General features: G+C 59.0%; 14 protein-coding genes. 8 read left to right on the top strand and 6 right to left on the bottom strand.

Annotation, left to right across the window (positions count from 1 at the left end; all coding sequences use genetic code 11):
• The first annotated feature begins 21 nt into the window (after window positions 1-21).
• Window positions 22-1,149, top strand: coding sequence for a zinc-binding dehydrogenase (locus WFJ47_RS09570; protein WP_127103249.1), 1,128 nt, complete (start codon window positions 22-24; stop codon window positions 1,147-1,149).
• Between the two features lie 72 nt (window positions 1,150-1,221).
• Here the strand turns inward: WFJ47_RS09570 and WFJ47_RS09575 are convergent, their stop codons facing one another.
• A complete protein-coding gene (locus tag WFJ47_RS09575) occupies window positions 1,222-2,064 on the bottom strand; it encodes a PhzF family phenazine biosynthesis protein (RefSeq protein WP_336762596.1) in 843 nt (280 codons plus the stop codon).
• Window positions 2,065-2,236: 172 nt separating this feature from the next.
• Between WFJ47_RS09575 and WFJ47_RS09580 the strand changes: the two genes are divergently transcribed.
• From WFJ47_RS09580 to WFJ47_RS09590, 3 genes are all read left to right on the top strand, one after another.
• Window positions 2,237-3,559 carry a carbohydrate porin gene (locus tag WFJ47_RS09580; RefSeq protein ID WP_336762598.1) on the top strand — a complete coding sequence of 441 codons (1,323 nt, stop codon included), beginning with the start codon at window positions 2,237-2,239 and terminating at the stop codon, window positions 3,557-3,559.
• Window positions 3,560-3,850: 291 nt separating this feature from the next.
• Window positions 3,851-6,148, top strand: coding sequence for a TonB-dependent receptor (locus WFJ47_RS09585; protein ID WP_408868646.1), 2,298 nt, complete (start codon window positions 3,851-3,853; stop codon window positions 6,146-6,148).
• Between the two features lie 101 nt (window positions 6,149-6,249).
• Complete coding sequence (locus WFJ47_RS09590; protein ID WP_336762600.1) at window positions 6,250-6,849, top strand: tetratricopeptide repeat protein; 600 nt, start codon at window positions 6,250-6,252, stop codon at window positions 6,847-6,849.
• Window positions 6,850-6,946: 97 nt separating this feature from the next.
• Here the strand turns inward: WFJ47_RS09590 and WFJ47_RS09595 are convergent, their stop codons facing one another.
• The 5 genes from WFJ47_RS09595 to WFJ47_RS09615 all read right to left on the bottom strand — a co-directional run bounded on the left by WFJ47_RS09595 (window position 6,947) and on the right by WFJ47_RS09615 (window position 12,972).
• Complete coding sequence (locus WFJ47_RS09595) at window positions 6,947-7,231, bottom strand: hypothetical protein (RefSeq protein ID WP_336762602.1); 285 nt, start codon at window positions 7,229-7,231, stop codon at window positions 6,947-6,949.
• A gap of 309 nt (window positions 7,232-7,540) precedes the next feature.
• Window positions 7,541-9,283, bottom strand: coding sequence for an AMP-binding protein (locus WFJ47_RS09600; protein ID WP_336762604.1), 1,743 nt, complete (start codon window positions 9,281-9,283; stop codon window positions 7,541-7,543).
• 51 nt (window positions 9,284-9,334) lie between these two features.
• A complete protein-coding gene (locus WFJ47_RS09605; RefSeq protein WP_336762606.1) occupies window positions 9,335-10,717 on the bottom strand; it encodes an autotransporter strand-loop-strand O-heptosyltransferase in 1,383 nt (460 codons plus the stop codon).
• Window positions 10,714-11,976, bottom strand: a complete 1,263-nt coding sequence (locus WFJ47_RS09610; RefSeq protein WP_336762607.1) for an autotransporter strand-loop-strand O-heptosyltransferase — start codon at window positions 11,974-11,976, stop codon at window positions 10,714-10,716. The genes WFJ47_RS09605 and WFJ47_RS09610 overlap by 4 nt, the downstream gene beginning before the upstream one ends.
• Before the next feature lie 24 nt (window positions 11,977-12,000).
• Window positions 12,001-12,972: a glycosyltransferase family 4 protein gene (locus WFJ47_RS09615; protein ID WP_336762608.1), complete on the bottom strand. Its 972-nt coding sequence runs from the start codon at window positions 12,970-12,972 to the stop codon at window positions 12,001-12,003.
• Between the two features lie 684 nt (window positions 12,973-13,656).
• On the opposite strand from WFJ47_RS09615, the gene WFJ47_RS09620 reads away from it, so the two are divergent.
• The 4 genes from WFJ47_RS09620 (at window position 13,657) to WFJ47_RS09635 (ending at window position 26,627) form a co-directional block, all read left to right on the top strand.
• Window positions 13,657-15,915, top strand: coding sequence for a Hint domain-containing protein (locus WFJ47_RS09620; RefSeq protein WP_336762610.1), 2,259 nt, complete (start codon window positions 13,657-13,659; stop codon window positions 15,913-15,915).
• 496 nt (window positions 15,916-16,411) lie between these two features.
• Window positions 16,412-18,625 carry a Hint domain-containing protein gene (locus tag WFJ47_RS09625; protein ID WP_336762612.1) on the top strand — a complete coding sequence of 738 codons (2,214 nt, stop codon included), beginning with the start codon at window positions 16,412-16,414 and terminating at the stop codon, window positions 18,623-18,625.
• 52 nt (window positions 18,626-18,677) lie between these two features.
• On the top strand, window positions 18,678-20,177 hold the full coding sequence (locus tag WFJ47_RS09630; protein WP_336762614.1) for an AMP-binding protein: 1,500 nt from the start codon (window positions 18,678-18,680) through the stop codon (window positions 20,175-20,177).
• Between the two features lie 102 nt (window positions 20,178-20,279).
• On the top strand, window positions 20,280-26,627 hold the full coding sequence (locus tag WFJ47_RS09635; protein ID WP_336762615.1) for a type I polyketide synthase: 6,348 nt from the start codon (window positions 20,280-20,282) through the stop codon (window positions 26,625-26,627).
• Window positions 26,628-26,725: the final 98 nt, after the last annotated feature.

Raw genomic sequence — 26,725 nt, forward strand, 5'->3', positions numbered from 1 at the left:
TCAATCCAGAAAGACAAGACCATGAACAAGATCGTCACACCTGATCTGGGCGCCCTGCAGAAAGAAGCAGCCAGCGTCGCTCTGCCGGAAAAAATGATGGCCGTCGTCGCCTACGAGCCCGGCGATTATCGCTGGGAAGAGGTGGATGTGCCCCGCGCCGGTCCCGATGACATCATCATCGAAGTCGAGACCGTCGGTATCTGCGCCGGTGACATCAAGTGCTTCCTCGGCGCGCCTTCCTTCTGGGGCGACAAGGAACAGCCCCGCTACGTCAAGCCGCCGATGATCCCGGGTCACGAGTTCATCGGGCGCGCTGTCGAGATCGGCGAGAACCTGCGCGGCCAGTACAAGATCGGTGACCGCCTGATCAGCGAGCAGATCGTCCCCTGCGACGATTGCCGTTACTGCAAGGGCGGGCAGTACTGGATGTGCGAACGTCACGACCTGTACGGCTTCCAGAACAACACGAACGGCGCCATGGCGAAGTATATGCGCTTCCCCAAGACGTCGCGCACCCATCGCGTTCCGGAAGACATGCCCGCCGAGGCGGCTGCCCTGATCGAGCCCTATGCCTGCTCCGTTCACGCCGTGAACCGTGCGAACATCCAGCTCGATGACGTGGTGGTTCTGGCCGGTGCCGGTACGCTGGGTCTGGGCATGGTAGGCGCTGCCCGCCTGAAGAACCCGAGCAAGCTGATCGTGCTCGACACGAAGCAGGACCGTCTGGATCTGGCCAAGAAGTTCGGCGCGGATATCGTGATGAACCCGCTGGAAGAAGACGTGGTGGCCAAGGTCAAGGAACTGACCGGTGGCTATGGCTGCGATGTGTATATCGAAGCAACCGGCCATCCCTCCAGCGTTCGTCAGGGTCTGCACATGATCCGCAAGCTCGGCCGCTTCGTCGAGTTCAGCGTGTTCGGCGATGAAGTGACCTGCGACTGGTCGATCATCTCCGATCGTAAGGAGCTGGACGTGCTCGGTGCCCATCTGGGTCCGTATTGCTACCCCTTCACCATCGCCGCCATTGCCGATGGGCGTCTGCCGGTCGAAGGCGTGGTGACCCATTCCCTGCCGCTGGATCAGTGGAAGGAAGGCTTCGACCTGATGAAGAAGGGCGACAAGTCCATCAAGACGGTCCTTGTTCCGTAAGGTCGGTTATCTCCGAGACGACCCTGTCTCTGCTTCGGAAGGTGGCTCCCCATGGGGCCGCCTTTCGTCCTTTCAGAGGGTGAGCGTTCCCGCGATACGGGGCGTGACGGTGCCACCCACCCAGATCGTATCGTCTTCTTTCCGGATAGAGACGCGCCCGCTGCGCCCCAACGCCGTGCCCTGGCTCGCCAGATAGGTTTCGGGGGCCATAGCCTTGCCAATCATCCATTGCGCCATGGCGGCATTGAGACTGCCGGTCACAGGGTCCTCGAAACCCTGGTTCTGACCCACGAAGGCCCTGATTTCGAAAGCGGCGCCTGTTTCATCGCGTTCATTCTGCCACGGCGCGACGATGCCGTAGAGATTATCGCCCATTTTCGACCAGTTCGGCGTGACGGCCAGGACATCGCGTCGCTCACGCAGGGCGAGGAGCTGCCAGGGTGGCCCGTTATCCCCCCAGGCGGCGTCGAGGATATCGTCCGGGGTCAGGCCAAGTGCGTCACAGGCGGTCTGGCGCTCCTCGGGCGTAAGAGCGCCGCTGCGCCGCTGCGGTGGCGCCGCGAAAGCGTAGCGTCCGGCCTCGACCTTGACGCGTACCAGTCCGACCCCGCATTCCTGCACGATCATGCCGTCATGAGTGTTGCCCGGAAGGGATGCCCAGACGAAAGCCGTGCCGAGTGTAGGATGCCCCGCAAAGGGGAGTTCACCGCCGGGTGTGAAGATGCGCACGCGGTATGAGGCCTCGGGGGTGGTAGGGCGCAACAGAAAGGTCGTTTCGCTCAGATTGGTCCAGTTCGCGATACGGGCCATCAGCGCGTCATCAAGCCCGTCGGCATCGAGAATCACCGCCAGAGGATTGCCGGCGAAGGGGGCAGCGGCAAAGACATCGACCTGCCGGAAGGGATGGTCGCTCATGATCGACCCTTTCAGGAAACGGGGGAGACGGATCACAAGCGTAACAGACAAAACATTGCTCGGGCCAGACAGGCCGAAAATCGCCACAAACCGTCGATTGAAGCGACGGGCTGGAAAAGCGGCGATAAAGTCGGGGAGAGGAAGAATGGGGCGCTGGGCAAGACACGGAGCGATGTTCGGGCTGGGCCTTGTCGCGGGGTATACCGGGCTGGTGCAGATCAAAGCGGCTCATGCCGATTCCGGCACAGTTCTGACAAGCCTCGCTTCCCTGCGTGATCACGGCGTGATGCTTCACGTGCAGCATACCAATGAGATGCAGGCCATGATCAATGCCCCCACCCCGGATCAGGGATTGAAAAAAGGCGTCGGGAACGTCGGTATTGCGACCTATGGGGCTGATATCGACTGGGAGCGTCTGGCGGGCGCACGCGGCATTTCAACCCATATCGTGCTGGCCAGTGGGTATGGCAGCCCGACGAGTCATAAATTCGGCGATTACCTCACCCCCAGTCAGGCCACTTATGGTGGGGTGGGCAATGTGGTCATTCATCTTGTCTCTGCCTATGTCGAGAAATCCATGCTGTATGACCGCGTTAATGCAGCGGCGGGACGCATGACCTTTCTGTCCGATTTCTCGGCCAACCCGCTCTATTGCAATTTCATGAATGCCTCGTTCTGCGGCAATCCGAGAACGGCTGCCGATAACAAGGCGCATGCGGCTTTTCCCATGTCGAACTGGGCAACCCGTGCGCGCGTGCAGATCAGCGATGTTCTGATTGCGCAGGCGGGGGTGTATCTCACTGAAACCGAGGCCATTTATACGCATCACCAGACGCGTACCGGCTTCAAGTTCAACGGGGCCACAATCGATGGTGTGGCGCTACCAGTCGAACTGGCCTGGTCGCCCCATGGCGGCGGCAAACGCGCGTTGCCCGGTCGGTACAAGATCGGGTTTGTCTATGATACGGCGCGGCATGACTCGCCTTTTCAGACGGGGAGCGGGCAAAGCCTCTATCTGACTGATGGGACGCCGCGACGCCTCAAGGGATCATGGTCCGCATGGGTCATGGCCGATCAGATGGTCTGGCGCTTTCAGGGCAGGGGACCGGATGCCGGCCTAACCGTACTGGGCGTGGCGTACTGGAATTCGTCCCGCACCCAACTGCGCAAGGCGCAATATTCCTTGGGTTTCCTGATGCGCGGCATGGTCAAGTCGCGCCCCGCGGACGCGATCGGGGTCAATGCTTCCTGGGTACAGGTTTCGCGCTCTGTCGTGCATGCTCAGCGTGAGGCGGTGCGTCGTAACGGCAAACTACCCCGACATGTGCGCTTCCCCCAGGATGGGGGGGGCGTCATCGAGGCCTTCTATCAGATGCATGTGTGGCGGGGGGTCTCCATCGCACCTGACCTCCAATATTACATTAATCCGGGTCTTCAGCCCGGATTGCGTAACCAGCTTTTGCTGGGGGTCAAAACGCATGTCGAGTTCATCTGAATCCTGACTGCGGCATCGAGAACTGTGGCGGTGAAAGCACAGTTTTACCGCGAGTTAAGAAAGATTTTAAGAATCGTTTGCATCTCGGCGTTACATGGCAGAAACACGTCGCCGAAGACGGTGCGCCGTGATTCTGAGTATTCCTTCCGGGTGGAGAGGGATGCGACAGAATGATCCCAACGATGATCCTGTTGTGTCAAAACATTTCAGAGGTCATGCCGGATTGTCTTCGTGATCGAAAACGAATTTGTGGTGGATCATATGCCCGAAGACTGCGCGTTTCCCGGAGAGATGCAGAAGAATAGCGAGCTTCACTCGAAGCTTTCCCCTGGATACTCAGGAAAACAGAAACGACTTCTTCTCCTGGCGTTGACCGCCGGCATGGGGCTGGGTGCTGCTGAGGAAGCTGAGGCCCAGGAAACGACGGCTACGGGCACCAAGACTGCCGAAGGGCAATCCATCGCTCTTCCTGCCGTGCGCGTGCATGGCAAGGAGCAGATCAACACGCTCAACACCAACACGACGACCCTCGATATCGGCCGTATGCCGGATAATGTGCGTGAAACGCCCCAGACGGTCAGTGTCGTGCCCAAGCAGTTGATCGAAGAGCAGCGACTCTTCACCCTCGATCAGGCGCTGTCCAACGTTCCGGGCATCACCATGTCTGCGGGTGAGGGCAATGGCGGTATGAACGGCAACCAGTTCCGCATCCGTGGCCAGCAGGCACGCGGCGATATCTACGAGGACGGTCTGCGCGATTTCGGCAATTATGTGCGCGACGTTTACAACACAGAAAGCGTCGAGGTGGTGAAGGGACCGTCCGGCCAGTATTTCGGTGCAGGCAATGTGGGCGGCGTGATCAACCAGACGCTCAAGAAGGCGCATAGCGGCAATGCGTTCGGGGCCGATCAGTCCTTTGGCAGCGGCATGCAGTATCGCGGTTCGGCCGATGCCAATTACGAGATCAACGCCCATACCGCCCTTCGCGTGAACGGCATGTACAACAAGCAGATGGTGGCGGATCGGAACAATGTCCGCAGTGATCGCTATGGCGCTGCGGCTGATCTGGGTGTCGGGCTGGGAACCAAGAACACCTGGCATTTGAATTATCAGTGGCTCGGCAGCCGTGGTCGCCCTGATTACGGCGTATCGATGATCCAGATCGGCAAGACCTATCGTCCGATCACGGAATATGGCCTGCCGCGCAATACGAATTATTCGCGCAATTTCGACCGGGACATGGGCAATGTGCACATGGTTACCTCGAAATTTGCTTCCGAACTGGCCAAATGGCTGACGCTCTCGAACGATACGCGTTACTCGCATTACACGCGCAATTTTGCAGCAACGACCCCCGCGGCCTGCTCCGGGGCCTGCGCGACATCGTTCCTCGCGGGTGGCAATCCGACACTGGCCTACGGTGCCGGAGGCGGCATGGGCTATGATCAGGCCGGTTGGGGCGTGCAGAATGTCACCATGGGTCACTCCAAGTTCCGGACCGGCTTCATGCACCACGATATCCGTGCCGGTGTCGACATCAACTACACCAAGGATGATCGCCTTTACGGCACCTGGATCAATCGGGTGAACAACCAGAAGATCCGTACGCCGCAATTCGAATATCCGGGCACGATGCTGACCTTCCCGGCAACGGGCAGCCGCACGGCGGATTTTCGCGATCTGGGCCTGTTCCTTGCTGACAAGATCCATCTGACCAAGCAGATCTCGGTCTATGGCACGGTGCGCTGGGACGACTATCGCTCGACCTATTGGAGCGCAGCCCAGTCGGCGATCGGTGTGCAGAAGCAGAAATCGAACAAGTTCAGCCCGTCGGCCAGCCTGATGTATGAGCCGCTCGAGAACACGACCTTCTACTTCACCTTCTCGCAGTCCTATAAGCCTGTCGGTACGGATGTGTCCTCACTCACCATGAGCTCGACCAGCATCGGCGACGTGGCGGCCAATGGGCGCGATCTCAAGCCGCAGCGCAGCGATCTTTACGAACTGGGCGGTAAGGCCGACTTCTTCAACAAGCGCCTCGGCGTGACTGGCGCGATCTTCCAGATCGAGCAGAACAACTCCTTCACCTATGACGATGACGGCAACATCATCACCGGTTTCCAGGATGCGGGCTCCGGCCGTCGCATTCGTGGTCTCGAAGTCAGCGCCACCGGCAAGCTGACCCGCGACTGGGAGATCTATGGCTCCTATGCCTATATGGGCGGCAAGGTCACGAACAGCGCGCTCTATGGCGGTAACCGTGCCCCGCAGCTTCCGGCGAACAGCCTCTCTGTCTGGAGCACCTATGACGTGTCTCGTCTGGTCCTGAAGCCCAATAACGGCAAGTTGCAGGCTGGTGGTGGCGTTCAGTATTCCTCGGGTTACTGGTCCAATGAAGGCCGCACAGGGCGCATGCCGGATAACGTGTCGCTCAACGGCATGATTTCCTACGACATCTCGCATTACCATGTGCAGTTCAACGCCAATAACCTGACCAATCATCGCAACTACGCCTCGGCATTCTCGACCTCGCGTGCCGTGCCGCTTTCGGGCCGTACCTTTCTCGGCTCGGTCGGCCTGCGCTTCTGATCAGATGATATGGGCTCGACCGGCCTTCGGGCAGGGAAGAGCGCGCAGAAGGGGAGTGGTCGCAAGACCATTCCCCTTCTGCACATGACAAGGCCCGATGCATGACAGTCGCGAAACCGGCCCCGCCTTCCGTAACGGAAGAGATTGGAGGCGAAGAGAGCGGTCTGACGATGTCGCTTCCACATCCTGCGCCAGTTCTCGATGAGCGTCTGAAAGCTGCGCTCTATCTGGCCCAATGGCATCTGGACCGAGGAGAGAGGCATGAAGCATTCCGGCTTTTTGCTCAGGCCGCGCAGTCGGCGCATCCGGCTGCACTCAATATGCTGGGACGCGCTTATGAGCGCGGTTGGGGAACGCCGCGCGATCTGGAACGCGCCATAGCCTGCTTCGAGGCTGCTTCAGCAGGAGGAGAAGGATGGGCTTTCTACAATCTTGCCGATCTCCACCTCACCGGGCAAGGCGTTCCATGCGATCCTGCGCGCGCGCATGATGCCTATGTTGAAGCGGCGCGCCGGGGCATAGGCAAGGCCTTCAACATGCTGGGGTTGCTCCATGAGGAGGGGTTTGGCAGTGTTCCCGCCAACATCGACCATGCCCGTGCCTATTACGAGGCCGGCATGACCTGCGGCGATAGGGCGGCAGGCCTCAATCTGCAAAGGCTGGAATCCGCGCAGGCTGGACTGAGTCCGAAGGGCGATTGACCAGGGCGGGAGCGCTGCGGCTAGCCGGCAAGAGTGCCGTGTCCAGCGCCCGGCAAACGTATCTGGCTTGCAGGGCCTGTTCCGGTTCCGCCCTGACTCAGTTGACCGACGCTTCCTTGCGTTCACCCATGGCGAAGGCCTTCAGAATGGACTCTGCCAGAAGCTTGGCTGCTTTGGGGGTCAGACGCAGGTGGGCGGTCGGGGCGATGACGATCTCATTGCCGTGGGGGCGCTCCGCTGCAAGAGTGACGGTGATGATTCCGCCGACATGACCATAGACGGGAACGTTATCGGCAAAGATGATCGGCGCGGATTCGGCGTTGAGTGATGCAATTCCCTGCGCGATCTGGTGCAAGATCTTGTCTGAGGTATTATCTGCCATTTTGCAGAGTGCCTTTGATTATTGATAAAACGCAGCCTGATCGAGCTGGCGCCAAGAATGTCATATCGTGAGCACACCCACAAGCGCGGTACGCGGACATGGCGCAGAGGCAGATATCCAAAGTACTGTGCCCTGTGCATAATGGACCCTGCCCCTGGAGGACAAGGCAAATATCCTCGAATATCCGTAATGTGAGCGTATCCTCGCCCATAGGTGCGGGCGGTGAGAGAGGGCAGGGACGCAGTCTCCTTTCGTCAGCCTCGTCCCGCGCGGCTCTCTTTTTGTGCCCGAACCGGGAAAATCTTGTGATCAGATCATCTGGGTCATGCCAGTTGCGATCGGTGTGTGTGTGTCACCCGAGGCGAGGATGGAGGATGGCTCTGCCAAGATATTTCCGAGGGTCAGGTCGGCTCTGATCTTGCCGCTTGGTGTGCGGATGACGAAGCCCTTGCGCATGAAATAAAAGGCGAAACGATCGATACGGTAGCTTTTCATCGTATCGGCCATGGCCTGACGCAGGGCTGGGATGCGGGCATCATCCGCGGTTTCGATCATTAGACAGGGGAGGTCCCGCTTTGGCAGTTCGGGCGGAGCGACGACACAGAGTGCTCCATCCATTGCCTGGCTCAGAGAGACTGCGATGTCATTCGTGTAATAGACATTCCCATCATAGGCGAATTTCTCGCTCAGCCGACCGACATGGAACAATGCGCCCTCGTGAAGAAACCCGAAATCCTGTGTTCGGAGATAGCGGGTGCCGTCCTTGATGACAAAACACTGGGCATTGCGCAGAGGATTGTTGAGATAGCCGACGCTCACACTGGGACTATCAATCCAGATCTCTCCTACCCTGCCTTCAGGAAGAAAAACCTGCAATTCCGGATCCACGATATGGACATGCTGGTCTTCATGCGCGGTCCCGCAACTGGCGAGTACCGTAACAGCATCGGCGTCATCAGTGCCGGTCACGACTGCCTCGCCGTTGCTGAGCGCGAGACGATCGAACGATACCAGGGAGACGCCATGCCCCTTGCGTCCTGATGTCACCAGAAGCGCATTTTCCGCCAGTCCGTAGCAGGGGTAGAACGCCGCGCTCTTGAAACCCATCGGGCCAAAAGCGGCACTGAATTTTTCCAGGGTATCGGGGCTGATATTCTCAGAACCGTTAAAGGCGATGTTCCAGCGCGAAAAATCCCAGCGGGGCGAAATCTCTTCGCCCGACAGGCGTGCGCAATAGCGATAGGCGAAATCAGGGCCGCCAGAAATGGTGACGTCATAGCGGCTGATTGCCTCGAGCCAACGCGAGGGCTTCTCGATAAATTTGTCGGGTGCCATGAAGTAGAAGGGATTTCCCGCAGCCAGAGCCGGTAATACGGCGCCCACCAGCCCCATGTCATGGGTGAATGGCAGCCAGCTCAGACCGGTATCATCATCCTGATATTGAAACGAAATAAGCTGCGCATGAATGTTATGGCAGATATTGCGGTGGCTCAGGCATACCCCTTTCGGGTTTTCGGTGGAGCCAGACGTATATTGCACGAGAGCGAGTGAGTCCGATGTCAGTGCTGCGGGGGCGATAGGCCGGGGAGCATTCAGGGCGCTCTCGAGAGGGATCCACTTGACCGCGTTGGCGTCGGGTAGATGGAACAGGGTGAGCGTGTCGCGCTTGCCCAGAACGGCCTGCGCGCCGCTGTCCTGCAGGATGAAGCTAAAGCGTTCGCTTGCACCGATAGCGCTGGGATAGATTCCCGAGACCGGAATGTGCCCGGCATACAGGCAGGCAAAGAAAGCGACGATATAATCCAGACCGTTTTCGAAAAGCAGGATGACGCGCGCGCCTGACGGGAGCAGGCGCGCCAGGTGGGCTCCGGCCAGTGACGCCCGGTTGTGGAGTTCTTCGGCGCTGAGCCTGTCGGTGATGTTTTCCCCATCGCCGAGAAAAAGGAAGATTGGATTGTCCTTCCTGGTGAGTCTTCTGAATTCCAGCAGATCGACCAGGGTGCGCTGCTTCCATGACTCCGCGCCGACAATCGCCTGATCTTCTTCATACATTCTATAGGGCCTGTTTGCTGAGATCTGAGACCGGAGGGGCGAGAGGCCTGCTCACGCAGGCGCGCCATCGGTCAGTTGATGGTGGAGCGCTTCGCAATGGGAGATCACGTGTTCGGGCATGATGAGTCGGGTGCACTCGAAATGCCGCGAGGTATCGGCGTGGCGTGGGCAGAACAGCAGATTACCGTGCTCGAAAGGCGTCCTCACGTCATGCCAGCAGCTATTGCAGACATGCGGGTTGAACACGCGATAGGGCGTGTGAAACTCGTTCGACGGGTGTGTGAAGCCGCTTATCATCACCACCGGTGTTCCCGCCGCCCAGGCAAGCCAGGAGAGCCCGCTGGACAACCCGATAAAAAAGGCGGCATGGCGCAACCAGTATGCCCGTTCGGTCAGGGGGCGCGCTCCGGTTTCGTCCCGAACCCCATGAGGCATGTAATTCCAATGGTTTCTGTGGCCGCTGATCGCCTCACGGTCGATACAGACCACTTCATAACCCATTTCCTTGAGGCGCTGGATGACCGTGGCCCATCCGAACGGATTATTCCAGTATTTGCACTGGCTCGACGCCTGCGTGGCGATTACCACGTAAGGCTGTTCGATTGGCCGCTCCGTTACCGGCCATTGATTGATGCGCGGAGGGGTCTCGCTGTCATCGACGCCGAGGATATGCGCGGCCGTGCGATGAAGCCCTACAAGACGGAAATCCGATGGCTGCCAGTCATGCGCCTCGTCCTGAAAATACAGACCGATATAATAGGTGGCGTAGAAATTTTCCCGGTTCGCCTCATATTCGGCAAAGCTGCAACAGCGTATGCCCGGATACTGCCCTGCGAAGAGTTTGCACGCCGCGTCACTCATGGCGACAGTGAGGCGGCAAGCGTGTTTTTGCTGGAACTTCACAGCGTAGGAAAACCAGCCAACTGCATCGCCCAACGTGCTGCCGGGCAAGAGTATCGCGACCTCGCGATCACGGCAGTCATATTCGTGAACGACGACGATGCTGTCATCATCAAGCGATCGGACTTCGATACGTGCGGGGATGAAGTATTTCTTCGACCCCAGGATCATGCAGTTGCTGGCGGCGTCGCTGTAAAGACAGACCGATCTTTCCATATCGGTCAGGGTGACATGCCAGCGTCCGGCCGGGACGCTGATGCGAGCCCCTGCGTTGAAGTCAAAGGCGATGCCATGGGCTTCCCGCTGTGTCGGATGGGGGGCTGGATCAGGAAAAGCCGTGTTCGAGGGTGATGCGACCGAGACGGGCTGCCCCCCAGACGAGGGCGCGCTGATCGGTGCGGCGCTGTCAGACCCTGATGCGGCAGCTTCAGCGATCTGGACAGGGGGCGCGTTCTCGTTCGGCGCGGCTGCGTCGGTGCCTCCCTGAGGGTCGAAATTCAGGATGGAGTCGATGATTGAATCAATCTTGCTCATGACCGTACCTGCCCAGGGACATCCAGCCTGTCTTCAGGTGCGTACGGCGGCTGGGTATCCAGGCTATCGCATGGCTGTGCCATTCCCGGAGAGGGGCGTGGGGTCGACACTCCTGCTGATTCTCTTTCGGCGATCAGGCGGTCCACCGTCTGGGCGACCTGCTCATAAGAGATCATCTTCGTGCATTCGAAATCGCGCTCCGTATTCGCATGGCGCGGACACCACATGTAATTGACCCGCTCGAATTCTATTGTCACGTCATTGGAGCAGCTATTGCACACATGCCGGTTGATGATGCGATAGGGGGTTTCGAACTCGTTGAACGGCTCGGTAAAACCGCTGATCATCACCACGGGGCAGCCCGATGCCCAGGCGAGCCAGGAAAGCCCGCTCGAAAGGCCTACGAAAAAATCGGCGTGAGCCAGCCACCGCGCGCGCTCACTGAGTGGAAGGGCACCGGTCATGTCCTCGGCTCCATACGGAATATGGTGCCAGATCGTACCATTACCGGCTACGCGGTCGCGATCGATACAGATCACGCGATAACCTTTCTCCTTCAGATGTTTGACGAGGTTGGACCAGCCATACGGGTTATTCCAGTATTTGTTATGTCCCGTCGCCTGGGTGGCAATACAGACATAGGGCTCCGCAATCGGACGCCCCCCTTCGGCCAAGCGGATGGAGGGCAGGCGTTCCTTCGCAGGAAGGCCAAGAATATAGGCCCCTGATACGGCCAGTCCGACCTGCCGGTAATCCGTCGGCTGATGGTCGCGATTGATGTCGTTGAAAAAGATCAGGACCTTGTAGCGCGCGTAAAAGGGGCGATCGAGGATGGACTGATCTTCGGTGATGCTCAGGCGTGGATTGGCGCCGACAAACAGTTCGGACAATCCGGGCCGCACAAGGCAATGCACATGACAGCGATGAGCCTGGGCGAAAGCCTCGACATGGCCCATCCAGGCAAGATGGTCACCGATGCCGCCCAGATGCATGTCGATCAGAATGTCGCGGTCGGTCAGATCGAGTTCATGGTCGAGAACCGTGACGCCATTGCGTGAAACGCGCAGAGAAAACGGAACGAAGTATTTCTTGCTGCTGCTGACAAGGCCGCCGGTATTCGCCTGCGCAAACAGGAGCGTCTGCGTGGCCACATCCCGTATCTCCGCATGCCACTCGCCATGGGGAAGGCTGATGCGGCATCCATCCTGAAAATCGAACCTGATTCCTTCAGGGCCAGCCTGACTTGGCGTGCTATCCATGATTTCCGCTCTTGACTGTCCGCCTTACATCCGGGGACCGAAATGGGCGCATATCTCGCCATAAACCTGCAAGACGGCCTGATATGTCGCGCTTACCGAATACTGACTCGCGGTCTTTTCAGCTTCATGAAGCATTCTGTCAATGCGCGGTGAGTGATGTTTCATGTCGTAGATCAGTGTTGCGAGGCAATCGACAATTTCCTCACATTCTTCGGGCGAGAACCAGTAACCATTTCTATGCGTGGCGTAGTCCTTGCCCCCGGTGCCGTGAAACCCCACCAGCGCGCAGCGCGACGCCATCGCCTCGAGTGGCGTGAGGGGCAAGGCCTCCTGTCGGGACAGGGCCAGGAAAATGGCGGCGCCTCCCATAGCCTCGGCCACCTGACGTTGTGTCATGTTTTCGAGCATCAGCCAGGGAACATCGGCAGTTTCCGGATATTTGAGTCGCAACATCGACATGAGAAGCGGAGCGAGAGGGGAATTCCCGCCTTCGCCCGGCCACTTGCGGGGATTGGTTGCGATGCACAGATGCTTCTGGCGCGGATAGAACAGATTGGTATCGACCGAGTTCGGGATAACGTGAACCTTCGGCACGCCGAGCACGGAAGAAAGGGATTGCGCTGTCTCTCGTCCCGGCACGATGAAATGGGAGAAACCCATATCGCTCAGATCCCGTCCGCTGAAGTTGTAGCTGTAGAGGTAGAACGGATTCTGGCAAAACAGGACTTTCTTGCCGGGGAAGGGGGCCTGCGCGATTTCCAGCATGAATTCATGCAGGACCTCCGGGAATACCAGAACATCATCCGGTTCGGCCTCGAAATCGGCGCATACATTGAGTCGGTCAGAGATATCGATCCAGCTCGGCCGTCCTGCCGGCTGATAGACCGCAACCTCGTACCCGGATTTCGCCAGAATCTCGGCGTGCTGATAGGTCACCTTCACGCCACCATAGGTGGCATCCGGGCTGAAAGGGTTCAGAAAGACGATCTTGCCCATTATTTTCAAAGCCCTTTCGAAGGCATTAACGCTATCTCTCCCGGTCAGGGGTGACCCTGTCCGCTCCGATCCGGAAGTGCGCCTCCATGCCATGAGAAGAGTGCGAAATCGAGGGGCCGAATGACCGAGTGGCGCAGGTGACCAAGCATCAGTGTGAACTCTATCAAGTCCGGGGGAAGGAATCCTCAAAAGATTCGCGTACCGACAAGTCACCAGAGAAAGAGCTGTTTGCCTATGGGAAATATGACGGAGGCTCTTCGATTTGAGGCCTTCTTGATGATTCCGCTTCACCAGGGGCGAATTAGGAAATTCTCACCGTAGTTGAAAAAAATCGGTGTAGCGTTTCCCGATATTTAACGGTGCCCTGTTTCAGATTAACAAAATCGGTCGTCGGTTTTACGTGGTATTCACAACGAAATGACGACATAGATGATGTCAAAACATGAATGGGAGAAACAAAGAAATGTATTCGTCACTCTCTGTCGAAAAGTTGATTGTATTTACCAAACAATTACCCATTGTGCTTTGCGCCGCCGCATGAGATGCGTGTTTGTTAATAAGCAACACGATTCTGGGGCAACTCCCCGGAGTCCGTCCCGGTTTATCGACGCTCAGGCGAAAGATCTCATCGCGCCTCCTGGCCGATGGCAGAGCACATCGAACCGGATATCTTGAGAGGTTCATATGGCTATCACTTCCATCGGTTCGGCGACCGGCGCAAAGATCATCAGCAGCGGCGGGATCTATCAGGTCCTGAGCGGTGCAACGCTTGTTGTGCAAGACGCGGGATTTGTCACCAACGGCGCGATTGTCTCGGGATTTGGAAACGGTCCCGACAACTCGGGTTCGATACCAGGGCAATCTGGTGGCACAAATTATCCGGCCCTCCTTCTTGCTTCTGCTGGCGGCATCACTTCAGGCTCCACGGTCGGCTTTGGTGGCGTCAACATGGCGGTCAACAAAGGTGTCACCATGGGAGGGACCGCGTTCGATAGTGGTTCTTTCGCGGCGGCCAACGGAGGCACCGTGAATGGCGCAACGATCGGCTCGAATGGCGGCGTCCTTGCGTCAATGGTCGCGGGGTACGGTGATGGTGGTGCTGGTATTGTTCTGAACACCCATGTGCAAGCGGGAGGTTATGCGCTTGCGGGTGGTGGTTTCACCATCAAGGGACAGGCCTTCGCGGGGGCGGGCATCATCTCCGGCGGGAAATTCGATGTTGGCTCGACCGAAATTCTCGTTTCGGCTGGAACGGATGCAGGGAGCGTGATTGGCGGTACCCAGATCGTGTCCTCTGGTGGTGTGGCGCTCAAATCCATCTTCAGCGCGGGGACACAGCTTGTCTCGAATGGGGGAATCGCGAGTGGTGCGATTGCTTCGGCCGGCGGGCGCATCGAGGTCTATTCCGGAGGAACTGGTGTAGGCCTGGTCATCGGCTCGGCAGGATCGCTTCATGTCAATATGGCTGGCCGGGTTAACGGGTTGCAGGTCCAGGCTGCCGCCGCAGCGACTGCTGACCGTCTGGCGATCGTTTCTGGAGCGACCATTGCAGGAGGCGGCACCCTGACCCTGAACTCGGGCGCCACGCTCGTGAACGGCGTGATACAGGGTATCACCTCCGGCGCTTCAGGCGTGGGCGCTGGAGGCTTGCTCGTCCTGCATTCCGGGGCTGTGCTGAGCGGTGTGACCTCGATGGGCTGGAAGAGCCGCCTCGATATCGACAGCGTCCAATATGTCTCCGGGGCTCAAATTTACTATTCGACCAATGATGTGATGATCACGGATGCCGCCGGTAATCTGCTTTGGGACGGCTATGTGACGGGTGGTTCAAGCACGGTCGACAAGGATTTTCATCTCGAGAGAGACCCGAACGACGGGAGCATGATCCTTGTCTATGACAAATGCTTCCTGAAGGGCACGATGATCCGCACCGATCACGGAGAGGTCCCGGTTGAGGATCTCGTCGTCGGCGATCGCGTGGTCGCCTTCGTCGATGGGGCGGAAGTCATGCGCGAGATCATCTGGACCGGCCGCCGCTCGACGAGCGTACGACCCAATCTGCCGGAGGATGAAGCGGGTTATCCCGTGCGCATCCTGGCCAACGCGCTCGGTGAAAATGTTCCTCACAAGGACCTTCTGGTGACGCCGGAACACGCCATGTATCTGGACGGTGCCTTTGTGCCGGCCCGTATGCTGGTCAATGGACGCAGCATTTTCTACGATCACAGCATCCCTCAGTTCGATTTCTATCATATTGAGACCGACGCGCATTCGATCCTCTGGTCGGATGGCGCGTTGAGCGAGAGCTACCTGGATACGGGTGATCGCGATCTCTTCTATCAGGGGAGCCCGGTCGTGCACCTGCTCAACGCGCCTGCGCGGGACTGGGCGGAACATGGCGCAGCCCCTCTGCGCACCGAGCGCGAGTTCGTGGAGCCTATCCACGCTTCGCTGGTAGCGCGCGCTGATGCCCTCGGTTGCGATACAGCGAGCTCTGAGGTGTTGACCACGGACGAACCGGATCTGCATCTCGTAGATCAGGATGGGCATGTCATCCGTGCAATCCGCAAGGTAAATCGCGCCTACGTATTCATGGTCCCGGCCACTGCAAGCGCGCTGCGCCTCGTGTCGCGTGTCGCGCGTCCGGTGGACATGATCGGTGCCTTCGTTGACGATCGTCGCCATCTGGGCGTTCTGGTCGGGGAAATCCAGGTCTGGGAGGCGGGAGAAACCCGTCAGATCACCGCGCATCTGGGTGAGGAGGCCGTGTCGGGTTGGGCGTGCCTCGCGGAGGGCGCAAAGCGCTGGACGACCGGAAATGCACTCTTGCCTCTTGCGACGGTGCAGACCGGCGACGCCGCAATGCTCTCCATCGAAGTGCTGGCCGGTGGCCCCTATCCGATAAAAGACACTCTGGTGGCCCCCAAGGCTATCGCTGGCTGATTTTTTCATCGATTGACTGTGTTGGGAAAAGGGGAAGCACGCCCCTTCTTCCCGGCATGTGGGACTCCGCTGCAAGAGCGCAATCTTGACTGTTTCTGTCTTTGCGAGCGGGGCGTTTACTCGCGCGCTCCCGGTATAGTTTGGCTTTTTACAATATCTTCACGATTTTTTTTGCGTGCTTTCGGCCGGTTTGCCGTCCGAAGACGCCCAGGCTTTGTTCGGAAATATCCTTGCTAAAATAGAGGGTTAGTCGAGCATGACAGAGCATGTTTGTCATATACAAATCATTGAGGTAATCTGAGTATAGTAAAACCTTATATATCGTATCGTTGCTTGTCCCTTTTCTTGTGTCAGGTGCTTGGTTGTTAAGTATTAATGAACGAATGCATAGCGCGTTGGGCATCCTGTACAGAGTTGAGGCGATTTATGCCGTCTCACTGGCAGAGATCGCGTGAACCAGCTGCATATGTGGCGTTCCTGGCGGGGAAACTGGCACATGGGTATTACCTCTACCGGCATGAGTGGCAATGCATCGGTTAACAAGACCGGGCCCACGACCTATCGGGTGTTGAGCGGCGCGACACTGATTACTACCGAGAAAAAATACACCACGACCAATACTTATGTTGCGGGTTTCGGCGCCGGGGGCACAAATAATCCCGCCATGCTGATCGCCTCAGCCGCATCCGTTGCCTATGGTGCCACGGCCGTTTCAGGCGGTGTGGTGCTTGCAGGTGGCAAGGGTCTGGTCGCTGGCGGAACGGCCTATAATAGTGGCGGGTTTGCGGCCATCAATGACGGCGTGGTCAGCGGTGTAACAGTGGGCGCTCAGGGCGGCGTGCTGGCCAGCAAGATGTCCAATTACGGCGGTTCTCCCGGTCTTGTGGTCGACGCGCATGTGCAGGCGGGCGGCGTCGGTCTCGCCGGGGGCGGTTTCACCCTCAAGGGGCAATCCTTCATCGGACCAGGCGTGATCTCGGCGAGCCGGTTCGATATCGGATCGACAGAAGCGCTTGCAAGTGGTGGGACAGATATTGGCAGTATCGTAGGCGGCAAGCAGTTCGTCTCCTCCGGTGGGACATCCCTTGGGACAATCTTCAGCGCAGGCACGCAGCTTCTGGGGGCCGGCGCCTATGCCAGTGGCAGCATCGCCTCTGCCGGTGGTCTGATCCATGTCGGCTCCGGCGCGCTTACACTCAACGCAACCCTCGGATCGGGAGGCAGCCTGCTGGCCAATGCGGGTGCCAATCTGAATGGGCTCGCCGTCGCAGCAGCGGCTGCCGCGACACTTGAAACCCAGGCTTATCTCGTCAGCGCACAGATAGCGGCCGGTGGAACCCTGACCGTCAATTCGGGGGCGACACTCGTCAATGCGGTGATCTCGGGCATCTGCGAGGGAGAAAACGAAGTCGGTGGATTGCTGGTCGTGCAATCGGGAGCCGTGCTCAAGGGCATTACGATCGGATGGAAGGGACGTATCGACGTCGATACGCTGGGCTGGAATGACGGTCAGCGCATCGTTTACGGCAATAACACCATCAGTATCATTGATGCCGGAGGAAATATTCTCTGGAGCAGTGAGGTTCACGGCACGAAGGGCAATGCAGCGACTGATTACCATCTCGAGCGTGACCCGGCCGACGGCAGCACCATCATCGTCTATGACAAGTGCTATCTGAGCGGTACGTTGATCCGCACGGATCGCGGGGAGATTGCGGTTGAGGATCTCGTTGTGGGAGATCGGGTTGCTGCATATGTCGATGGCGAGGCGGTGTACCGCGAAATCGTGTGGCTTGGGCATCGTTCAACCATCGTCCGTACATGGCTCGATGATGACGAGGCTGGTTATCCAGTGCGTATCCTGCGCAACGCGCTGGGAGATAACGTGCCTCACAAGGATCTGCTCGTCACGCCCGAGCATGCGATGTATCTGAACGGCGCCTTTGTTCCGGCGCGTATGCTCGTCAACGGACGCAGCATTTACTATGATCGCAGTGTGACGCATTTCGATTATTATCATGTCGAAACGGACAAGCATTCGATCATCTGGGCGGATGGAGCGCTGAGCGAGAGCTATCTCGATACGGGTGACCGCAAGAGATTTTCGCAGACCGGTGCCGTCGTGCATCTGATGAATGCGCCGGAATCCAGCTGGGAGGGGGACGGCGCAGCGCCGCTTCGTGTTGATCGCAGCTTCGTTGAGCCAGTTCATGCTTCGCTTGCCCATCGTGCCGCTGCGCTCAATCTGGGCAGCTTCGTCCAGGCACCCGAAGTCACGGAAGACCCCGATCTGCATCTGATGGACGAGAAGGGACGCATCATGCGCTGTATGCGCGTGGTCAATCGCTCCAGCGTCTTCATGCTGCCGCCCGATGCAAAGCGCGTACGTATCGTATCGCGGGTGTCGCGTCCCGCTGATGTGATCGGACCTTTCCATGACGATCGCCGTCATCTCGGCGTTCTCGTGGGGGATATCCAGATCTGGGAAGCCGACCGGACGCGCTACCTTGCCGATCATCTGACGGATGAATGTCTTGAAGGATGGTCAAATATTGAGGATGGTCATCAGCGCTGGACCACAGGTTCCGCCCTTCTTGACTTGAGCGACCGTCAGTCCGAAGCGGTCTGTATTGTCGCCATCGAAATCCTGGCCGGGGGGCCCTATCTGGTTCAATCCCCCGCCCAGCTATGCGGAGCTCAGGTCGGCTGAGTTCCTTGGTTCAATCGGGGTCTTCGCGTCTGGGGAACCCAGGGCGGTCTTCATGGCCGCCCCGTTTGCGTTCAGGGATTGTCTTTTCATGTTTCACGTCATGGCCTTGCAATATGCCAGGCAGAATCCGCAATCCCTCGCGTTTGACAGCCTCGCTCAGGACTGGACCTTCGGACAGCTCGATCGCGATGTCACCGTCGTCACGCAGGCCTTGTCCAAGCTTCGTGAGGCTGAACCGAAGCTCGTTGGTATCCATTGCGGCAATCTGTATTGGCATTGGGTGCTGATCCTGTCCCTTGCCTCCCTTGGTCTGGCCAGCGCCTCATTACCAGAGAGTTCCAACCCTTCGTTCCTGCGCGATGTCCAGCTTCTCGAGCCTGATATCATCATCTCGATGGGCGGGCTGTCGCTACAGGATATCCAGGTTCTCGAAATCAGCGAGGCATGGCTTGCCAAGGTGCGTCAGACCAAGGCGGAGTGGGTAAATCACGCCATCGATCCCGACGCGGTCTGCCGTTATGCAATCGCGGCGGGGACGGATGCGGAGCGCCGTGTGCTCGCCATGAGCTTCCGTCAGGCTGAGATGGCCATCCTGCATATGATGCTGCAGGACCGCGCGCTCGGTGCGAGCGCCGCAGCCCAGCCGCATGTCCTCTCCACCATCGGCGTGATCTCGCTTTCGGGGTTTGTCGTGGGGTGCAGCGGCTTGTGTTCCGGCTCGCCGCTGAATTTTGTGAGTCATACCGATATCGGTATTCTCATCGCCCGCAAGATACCGACAGTTGCTGTGGTCACGCCCGGCCATCTGGCGCATATCCTCGAGGTTCTCCCACCGGGCATGCGCGCCCTCGACACGCTCAGACTGATCGTGACGGGCGGGCGTCTCAATCGCGTCCTGCGTGACAAGGCACTCGCGACGCTTACCCCTCATGTCGTCTCGGCTTATGGCACGGATGAATGCGGCGCTCTCGCCCAGGGAGTGGCGTCGGGTTTTGACACGGACGAGGCGGTCGGGACTGTGCTACCATGGGTCACGCTTCAGATTGTCGATGCCGAAGGGAACACGCTTGCCACTGGGCAGGAGGGAATCATCCGGATCAGGAGCTCGGGTCTGCTCGGGGGGTATGCGGATGCTGATACCGGCCAGTCACGGCGTTTTGCCGGGGGGTGGTTCTATCCCGGTGATCGTGGTCGCCTCGCTGCCGACGGAATGGTCAGCGTCATTGGCCGTATCGATGATCTGGTGTCGATCGGTGGCGAGAAATTCGATCTCGGCGTGATCGACGATATTGCGCGCGATATTCTGGGGCAGCGGGAGTTGGGCAGTTTCCTGTCTCTCGATGAGTCGGGGCGCAACAGGATCAACATCGCACTGGCTTCGTCTGCCGGGTTCAATGCAGAGCGTCTCGCCCAGGGCTTGCGGGCTTTCTATCCGACGCTTCCGCCGGTGCGGGTCATGGCGGTCGATCATATTCCCTGGTCGCTCGACGGCCGGGTCGATCGGGAAACACTCGTTGGGGCCTTCGAACGCTCCGAGGCCGCGTCGAGCTAGAAAAAGGAGCGCTGCGGGCAGTGTCGATGGCCGACCCGCAGCATGAGGCACGGAGCATTGCTCCTGACTATTTTGTTTTTTGTGTAGGGTTTCAGTCTCATCATGTCGCGCAATAAAACGTCTGATATCGCCATCATCGGGATCGGGTGCCGTCTGGCCCCCAATATCACCAATGTTGACGAGCTCTGGTCTTTCCTGTGCGCGGAGGGTGAGGCTGTTACCGACATCCCCGAAGAGCGCTGGAGCCTCAAGCGCTTCTATGCCGAGGAAATCGAGGCACCCTCGAAAACCTATATGCGCCGGGGCAGTTTTCTTAAGCGCAACATCCATGAGTTCGAGCCGCTTTTTTTCGGTATTTCACCGCGAGAAGCCCAGATCCTCGATCCTCAGCAGAAATTGCTGCTCGAGGTGACCTGGGAGGCGATGGAGTCAGCGCGTATCCTGCCCGCCCGTCTGGCCGGGCAGAAGACCGGGGTATTCATCGGCATCTTCGCTGTCGATGCCCATGCTCATACCTCGAGCCCTTACAACCTGCCGACGGTGCGCGATCATTTTGCCGCAACGGCGACGCTTTCGACGATGCTCTCTGCGCGACTGGCCCATGTTTTCGATTTCCAGGGGCCGTGCATGTCCATCGACACGGCCTGTTCGTCCTCGCTTGTTGCGCTGCATCAGGCCTGTCGCAGCCTGAATGACGGGGATACCGATATTGCCGTGACCGGCGGTGTGAGCCTCATGATCTCACCGCAAACCTCCATATTCATGTCCAAGGGACATTTCATCGCGCGCGATGGTCGCTCGAAAAGCTTCGACGCCGCAGCCGATGGCTATGGGCGCGGCGAGGGAAGTGTCGTGTTCGTGCTCAAACGCCTGGAAGATGCCGAACGCGATGGCGATACGATTCATGCCATTGTCAGCGCGACCGGTGTCAATTCTGATGGGCGCACGCAGTTCCTGACCTCGCCGGATGCAGGCGCACAATCGCGGCTGATGACAGAGGTGCTTGAGAAGGCACAGGTGGACCCTCGCGAGGTCGCCTATGTTGAAACCCATGGCACGGGTACGCCAGCGGGTGATCCCATCGAGACCTACGCGCTTTCCCAATCCATCGCCCAGTTCAAAAAAGACAAGCTGGTGATCGGCGCGATCAAGGCCAATCTCGGCCATACAGAGGCGGCAGCCGGTGTGCTCGGCACCCTCAAGGCTGCGCTTTGCTTGCGTCATCAGGAAGTACCGCCCCAACCCGGCCTCAAAAACATCAATCCCTCCATTCACCTCGACGAATGGAATCTCGATATTGTCCGTGGCGAAACGCGTTCCCTGTCTGGAAAGAAGCCGGCGCGTTATGCCGGGGTCAATTCCTTCGGTTACGGTGGCACGAATGCCATCGCGCTTCTGCGACGCCCCGATGACAAAGCCCCCTCGCGCCGAAAGAAGACGACAGCCCGTCGGCTGAACGGAAAAATTCCGTTCCTCCTGACAGCTTTTTCCAAGACATCCCTTCCGCTCATGGCAGCCGCCTATCGAGACCGTCTGGACGCCGAGGCGCCTCCTGCGCTGGCGGACCTCGCTTACAGCCTGGCGACGTCGCGCACATTGTTCCGTCACCGCCTTCTGGTCATGGCGCAGGATGAACAGGATCTGGCAGCCAAGCTCGATGCGTATCTGCAGGATCAGCGTGCCCCCGACATGGTGCAGGCCAGTGTCGAGGCACAATCGGGCAAGGGCATCGTCTTCGTCTATTCGGGTGTCGGGCCGCAATGGTGGGGCATGGGGCGTTATCTGCTCACGGAGGCACCAAAGGAGGTTCTGGCCAAGGCCAAAGCCTGCGACTCCCTGTTCCGCAAGCTCTCCGGCTATTCCATCTGCGAGGAAATCCTGCGCGAGGAATCCGACAGCCGGATCGACAGGACGGCCATCCTCCAGCCTGCCATTTTCGTCATCCAGATTCTGGTGACGGAATATCTTGCTCAGCAGGGAATTTTCCCTGATGCGGTGCTCGGTCACAGCATGGGTGAGGTGGCGGCAGCCTATGTGTCGGGCAGCCTCAGCCTAGAAGACGCCGTGACGGTCATTTATTACCGCAGTCGCCTGCAGGGCACGCTGGACGGCACGGGGCGCATGCTGGCTGTTGGGCTCTCGGCTGAGGCGGCGCAGGAACTCATCACGCAGGAAGCCCCCGAACTTTGTGTGGCGGCGGTGAATGCCCCTGCAACCTGCACACTGGCTGGCCCGGAAACCGCCATACGCGCCCTTGCCGCCGTGCTCACCCAGAAGGGCCTGTTCAACAGGGTGCTGAACGTTGATGTCCCGTTCCACAGCCCTGTGATGGATCGTATCGAAATCGATCTCAAGGAGGCTCTGGCGGGGCTCAGCCCCGACCCGGCTGTGACGCCGTTCTATTCGACGGTTTACGGCAGTCTTGCCGGTGAAAGCCATCGCGCAGATTCCCATTACTGGTTCAGTAATGCCCGTCAGCCGGTGCTTTTCGCCTCGGCAGTCGAGGCCTGCCTCGCCGACGGATTCACCCAGTTCGTCGAAATCGGGCCGCATCCTGTTATCGGTCGCGCCCTGAAATCGGTTGCCGACAAGCAGCAGGCGAAGCTGAGTGTCATCAGCACGCTCAACAGACAGGAAAGCGAGGCGAAATGCCTCGAAAATGCGGTCGCCAACATCATCCTGCATACGGCGCGCCTGGACTGGCAGAGCATCAGCGGTGGCGTATTGATCGATCTGCCGAGCTATCGCTGGTCCCGTGAGGAATTCCGTGTGGAAAACGAGCGCGAGCATCGGTTCCGACACGGTGGCTCGGGCCACCCTCTGATCGGCTTCGGGGCCATGACGCCGGGCAAGTCCTTCGTGGTCGATCTGACCGAGCTGGGCGTGCCCTGGCTCAAGGATCACTGCATCGATAATGTCGTGTTGCTCCCCGCGGCCGGATTTATCGAATCCGCACTCGCTGTCGGTCATGAGATCGAGGGGCAGAGCGGCGTCGTACTCGAGAATTTCGAAATTCTGGCGCCTCTCGTCGTGCAGACCGGCGACAATCCGATCCTGCATCTCGATTACGATGAGAGCCGCAAGGCGCTGCGTTTCCACAGCGCAAAGGAAGAGTTCTCGGAGATGTGGATCGACCACGGCAAGGTCGATATTCTCTCGTCAACGCCCTGGCCCATGCCGGTAATGGACCGGGATGAGGCACAGGCCTGGCTCGACAAGGGCGCGGAGGGTGGCGTTCTCTATGACCGCATCCGTACCTCCGGCTTCCATTACGGGCCACGTTTCCAGACGCTGCAGCGTCTCGCTGTACAGGGTAATGTCGCCTATGCGCATGTGGCCCTGACCAAGGCAGAACGCGACGACGGCGCAAACTACTACCTGCATCCCACGCTGCTCGACGGCGCCATGCACGCCATGATCGGTCTGGTGCCTGAAAGCTATGCCGATCATATGTATGTGCCGGTCGGCTTCGAGAGGCTGAGCTGTTACGGCAAGGGAACGATGGAGTGTCTCGTCCGTGCCGAAATCACGTCCATCAGCAAAAGTCAGATCGAAGCGTCGCTACGCCTCTACACGACGGCGGGTATGCCCGTTGCCGAGGTCAAGGGCCTGCGTTTCGCTGAGGTGCCGCGTGCCCACAAGGAGGCCACCGGCAGTGTCGAGACTCAGGAATATGTCACCAAATGGATCGAGTCCGAGGCATCGATCCTTTTCGCCGAGCCCAAGACGCTTCTTCTGGCAGGTCACAAGAGTGCTGGTCAGAAGAAACTCGCAGCCCTGCTCGAAGAAAACGGCGTCACGATCCTGACGCCACCGCGCTCGGGCGACATCACGGCCGCTGCGATCGGTCTGGAGCCGGGCCTTGCGCTTGATGCCATTGTTTACATGGCCGGACCGGACCCGGATTCCGATTTCGACGCCCTGATCGGGCAGATGACGACACTGGTCAAATTTGGCGGAAGGCTCGGATTCGAGAGTTCCGACAAGCAGCCGCGCTTCATCTATGTCTCCGAAAACGCGACGTTCTTTGACCCGGAAGATCTCCTGCCGCAGAAATCGAAGGTGCGAACCGATGGCGCTGCCCTTGTCGGTTTCTTCAAGGGGCTCGTTGACGAAAAGCCGGAATTCCGGGGCAAGGTGATCGATGTCGCCACGCTCTCGGGCACGGAGGCGGTGACGGCGCTCGCAGCCGAGATTCTGAATGAGGATAGCGAGGCCGAAGTCGCGCTGCGCGACGGGCGACGCTTTGCGCCGCGCTTCGTTCCTGTCGATGGTCAGCCGGACAGAAGGCTGTCTGATCTGCCGGGCTCACCGGGCATCAAGCTTCAGAAGAGCCGCACCGGTACGCTGGACGGTCTGCATTACAAGGCCTTCGATGTTCGCGAACCCGGTCGGGGCGAGATCACCGTACGGGTGCTGGCGACGTCGCTGAACTTCAAGGACATGCTCAAAGGCATCTCGGTCCTGCCGGAAAAATTCCTGCTCGATACCTATCACACCACGGAAATGGGCATGGAGTGCTGTTTCGAGGTTGTGGCCGTTGGCAAGGGTGTGAAGAATTTCCAGGTCGGCAAGCGGTATCTGACCTGTCATCCAGGGTGCTTCACTTCGCATATGACGATCCCGGTCAAGGGCTTCCGCGTGATGGCCCTGGATCTGTTCGAGACGGCGGGGCGCCCGCTGACCGTGGCAGAAGCCACGGGCCTACCTATTGCCATCGCCACGGCCTTGTATTGCCTGCATGACCTGGCACGGCTGAAAAAGGGCGAGATCCTGCTCGTTCACTCCGCCGCAGGCGGTGTGGGTCTGGCCGCGATCGAAATCGCCAAGATCATCGGTGCGCGCATCTTTGCCACGGCCAGTAATGACGAGAAACGCCAGATCCTGCTTGATCGCGGCTGCGAGGCCGTGTGGGATTCACGCAGCCTGGCTTTCTATGACGGCATTCTGGAAGTCACGGGTGGCAAGGGCGTGGACGTCGTGCTCAACAGTTCCCCCGGTGAAATCCAGGCGCATAGCCTGGCGCTGCTGTGCAACACGGGGCGCTTCGTCGAGATTGGCAAGAAGGATATCTGGGAAAAGCGCGATCTCTCGCAGTTCAGCTTCAACGGGAACGTGTCTTTCCACAGCTTCGATCTCGACCTGATGATGGCGCAGGACCATCGTAAGGCCGTGGCGATTTTCGACCGCATTCCGTATCTGTCGCGCAAGTTCGATACGGTCGTGCTGCCGCACAAGGTCTATCCGGCCTCCGAGGTGCGCGACGCCTTCAAGCACATGTCATCGTCCAAACATATCGGCAAGATCCTGGTCTCTTACGAGGACCTGTCGAATGTGCGGGCTCAGCGACAGCCGGTGCGTCCAGTCGATCCGGCCGGGGCTTACCTGATCACGGGGGGACAGGGCGGCCTCGGACTGGCGACCGCGGCATGGCTGGTGGCCAGCGGGGCAAGGCATGTGCACCTGATGGGCCGCAGTGTTCGTCGCGATCAGGCGACACGCGACGCGATCAAGGCCCTCAAGAAAACCGGTGCGCGCGTTACTCTCCACTATGGTGACGTCGCAGTCTATGACGATGTGGCACGTATCAAGGCAGCCATTCTCGAGGCCGGGCAGCCCCTCAAGGGCGTGTTCCACGCGGCGGGTATCCTCGATGACCGGCTGATCTCGAAATTCTCGGAAGAGAGCCTGCGCAATGTGCTCAAGCCGAAGCTGCTCGGCGGGCGTCATCTGGATCTGCTGACGCGAGACTGCCCGCTTGACTACTTCGTGCTCTATTCCTCGATTGTCACCGTGACGGGAAATATCGGCCAAAGCAGCTATCTCGCGGCCAATGCTTCCCTTGACGCCCTGGCCAGCGCCCGCCGCAAGGAAGGCTATCCCGCCGTTTCCGTGCAATGGGGGCCGATTGCAGAGGTCGGCATGCTCGCCCAGGAGGGCAGCGTGGTGCAGTTCTTCGAGAATGCGGGCTTCCGCCTGCTCCCCGCAGAGGAGGCGCTCTCTTTCCTGCCCGACCTCATCAATCGTGACCGCGACAACGTGGCGGCCATGGCGATCGATTGGGAGACCTGCTTCGCGCATCACGGCGCTATCGAGCGTAATCCGAAATTCGGGCTGATCCGCCGAGAGAAGAGCATCAAGAACACATCCGCCCAGAAGCTCGCCCATCTCCAGAGCCTGAGCCCAGAGGAGCGTTACGAGTTCGTACTGGATAATGTGAAATCGATCCTTGGAACGGTGCTCAAGCTTGAACCGGACAGCATCGATCCGGGTGCCCGACCGAACGAACTGGGGGTGGACTCGCTTGCCGGGGTCGAGATCCAGACCGCGATCAAGACCGAGTTCAATGTCGAGATCTCGCTGCTCGTCCTGTCGCGCAACGAGCCGATCCGGGAAATCGCCCGCAACGTCCTGCGCCAGATCAGCCTGAACGCCATGGCGGCAAGCTGAGACGCTTCAGGGCATTCCGGTGCCCTGAGCGACTGGATGGAAATCGAAAAAGAGAGACGGGGGCGACTAGCTTCCGGCTCTCTTTGTATTGGTCGCGT

It is taken from the genome of Asaia sp. VD9 (assembly GCF_037150015.1).
Taxonomy (GTDB): Bacteria; Pseudomonadota; Alphaproteobacteria; order Acetobacterales; family Acetobacteraceae; genus Asaia.